Here is a 3171-nt window from a genome sequence, read left to right on the forward strand (position 1 = left end):
CAATATTTTCAATTTTTCGTTTTTCCGAAGAAATAGATTGCTCTTCGGAGGAGTTTTCAAGCTGTCAAATTTGATTTTTCAAGGATCCCTTATGATAGCAAAACACAAAGAAATGACGAGGATCTGTTTTTATATCGATATTTAACCAAATGATTACAAAGAGAATAAGTTTTTTAACTGATAAAGATTGTTGTGGATGTGGGGTATGCGCAGCTGTATGCCCGATTGATTGCATCACGCTGGTTGCCAACGATGAAGGATTTTTATATCCAGATATTGACGGAACAAGATGCACTGATTGCGGTCTTTGCACCAAAGTTTGTCCTTTGCAGCATAATACCGAGATTTACGATAGAATTTCGCCACCACAAGTGTATGCTGCCTGGAACCTAGATGACGATATTCGCCGCCAGAGTTCTTCTGGTGGTGTTTTTTCTGTGTTAGCAGGCGCGGTTTTAAAAGAAGGAGGTGTGGTTGCCGGGGCTGCTTTTGCTGAAAACATGGTTTGTCGTCATATTTTGGTTGACGAAGAAATCGGTTTGGCCTCATTGCGCGGTTCCAAATATGTGCAAAGTGAAATACCGTCTGAATTATTTCAGTACATTCGGTCACTGCTGGATCATGGCCGGCATGTATTTTTTACTGGTACTCCTTGCCAGGTTGCTGGGCTAAGAAATTTTGTCGTGAAGGATTTCCCAAATCTTCTATGCGCTGATCTGGTATGTCATGGAGTACCGTCACCAGCTTGGTTTCGAAAATTTATAAACGAATCACAAACAGAATCAAAACGGATTATCAATATTGATTTTCGCAACAAAGAAATCGGGTGGAATTTTTCCACAGCAAAAGTGAAGACAAATTATAGTGATGGAACATCGTTAATTGAGAGGTGGTTTAACAATTCATACATGGTTTCTTTTTCAAGAGACTACGCTCTTCGTGAATCTTGCTATGCATGTAAATTCACAACAACTTGCCGACAAGGTGACCTAACTCTTGCCGATTATTGGAAAGTAGCTATGAAATATCCCGAATATGATACAGAAGACAAAGGCACTTCGCTCGTTTTGGTGAATTCCAGAAAAGGACAAGCTTGGTTGACACGCTGTCAGGCAAAACTTTTCATTGGAACGGGTGACCTAGAGCATGCAATTCTCGGCAATCCAATGTTGGTTCGTCCAGCCAGCAGACCTATTGTCAGAAACGATTTTTATCGGCACGCCTCAGAAATGTCAGTTAATCAGCTACGTCGGAAATACCAGTTGCACCGCCGACCAATTTGGCGGCGGATTCTTGCTGCGCTCAGGCGTCGTGTGAAACGGCTCGTTGATACATCGGTTTAAGAATATAAACGGGGCACTGATAGTGTTGTCAGTAGTTGGACAAAAGCTATCAGAGAGTGTCGTGTAATAGTAAGAAAATAAATCAATTTAATTATCACAGGTAGTTGATTGAAACCGTCAACGCGTATGGTGACGAACACCACTGCCACTTATGCTCGCTCTATTCTGGCAGGGGGACTCGCCTTATTTAGTAGTCGTTGGGTGTTGAATTCCCTTGGGGCTACCGACTTTGGATTGTTTAATGTCGTGGGGTCGCTTATTGTTTTTTTGATGGTTTTTAACGAGGTAATGGCCAGTAGTGCTTCACGCCATTTTGCCTATGCTATAGGACAAGGGGACATTAATGAAATCCACAAATGGTTTAATGCCTCACTGTGTATCCATCTATTTCTTCCATGCGTTCTCATTGCAATTGGATGGCCCATTGCTGAATACGTGGTGCGAAATGTGCTCAATATTCCACCAGCAAGGATTGATGCCTGTGTCCTTGTTTTTCGTATTTCTCTTATCTCTGCTTTTGTTAACATGGTGGCTATTCCCTTTGTCGCAATGTTCAACGCTAAACAGCGTATTGTCGAAATTGCATTCTGGACGTTACTGCACGCAGTTTTAGCTTTTATCCTTGCCTGGAAACTTACCTCTGTAACCTACGATCGCCTCATATTTTATGCTGTCGGAATGGTGGCTATTCATTTTGTAATCACTTCAATAAAAATCTCTAGGGCAATCATAATCTTTAAGGAATGCCGTTTGCAATTGGGTATGTGGTTAGACAAACGGCGTTTTAAAGAGTTGTTAAGTTTTGCGACCTGGACATCTATAGGCAGATCGGGAGGAACCTTGAGAAATCAAGGGTCTGGTATTTTGATTAATTTGTACTTTGGTCCAACTACCAACGCCGCTTATGGTATCGCTAACCAAGTATCGGTACAGGCTGCAGCCTTATCTGCAGCAATGATGGGCGCCATTTCCCCAGAGTTGTCAGCTCGGGAAGGGCGAGGACAAAGACTGAGAATGCTGGATCTGGCTACTCGTACATGTAGATTCGGCACGCTACTTGTCATGGTATTTGCTATTCCGTTTATTATGGAGGTAGATTATATCCTTCAGCTTTGGCTTGTAAATCCACCGAAATATGCCTCAGCGTTGAGCCAATTAATGATAGTCACTTTCATTGTCGATAAACTGTCAGCAGGATATATGCTTGCGGTTCATGCTAGTGGCAAGATAATAGGATATCAGGCTACAGTTGGCATCGTACTGCTAATGACATTACCTTTGGTGTGGCTTTTCCTAACTCTAGGATTGCCTCCAGCCAGTGTGGGAATTGCGTTTGTTATCGTACAGGTATTTTGCTCTATAGGACGTGTTATCTGGTTTCGAATTCTTTTCGAAGTTCCACTTCGAACTTGGTTAAAAAAAGTTGTCCTTCCATGTTTAAATGTAGCTACTTTAGTATTCTTCGTCACTGCGGTGTCGAGGCTGACTCTCTCACCAAGTTTAACGAGACTTCTCCTGGTCTGCACAACTGGATTTGCTACAATGATATTATCAAGTTGGTTGTTTGCTTTGTCAAAAGATGAACGGAAATATATAATAACACTCTTTCGAAACGTAGTTGCCTGACCTTTTAATTTCCAGACAATATCTGTAACTGCTAGCTTAACACTGAATTTGGGCTTAACCTACCCGCTGACGCAAATAGATAGCAACCATCAAGTATAGGTTACATGACATGAAGTGGACCCCTGAGTCAAGACAGAAATCCACTGGGTTTAAGCTAGACATTCAACGTCACGTGCAGCGGGTCGGCGCTGCCCCGGTTTAG

Annotated in this window: 2 protein-coding genes; both read left to right on the plus strand. The window is 42.3% G+C overall.

Going from position 1 to position 3171, the window contains the following annotated elements; translation table 11 throughout:
• Positions 1–149 precede the first annotated feature (149 nt).
• A complete protein-coding gene (locus BUC26_RS22290) occupies positions 150–1343 on the plus strand; it encodes a Coenzyme F420 hydrogenase/dehydrogenase, beta subunit C-terminal domain (protein ID WP_073379605.1) in 1194 nt (397 codons plus the stop codon).
• 126 nt (positions 1344–1469) lie between these two features.
• On the plus strand, positions 1470–2969 hold the full coding sequence (locus BUC26_RS22295; RefSeq protein ID WP_143166141.1) for an oligosaccharide flippase family protein: 1500 nt from the start codon (positions 1470–1472) through the stop codon (positions 2967–2969).
• Positions 2970–3171 lie beyond the last annotated feature (202 nt).

The sequence above is a fragment of the Desulfofustis glycolicus DSM 9705 genome (assembly GCF_900130015.1).
GTDB classification, from domain to species: Bacteria; Desulfobacterota; Desulfobulbia; order Desulfobulbales; family Desulfocapsaceae; genus Desulfofustis; species Desulfofustis glycolicus.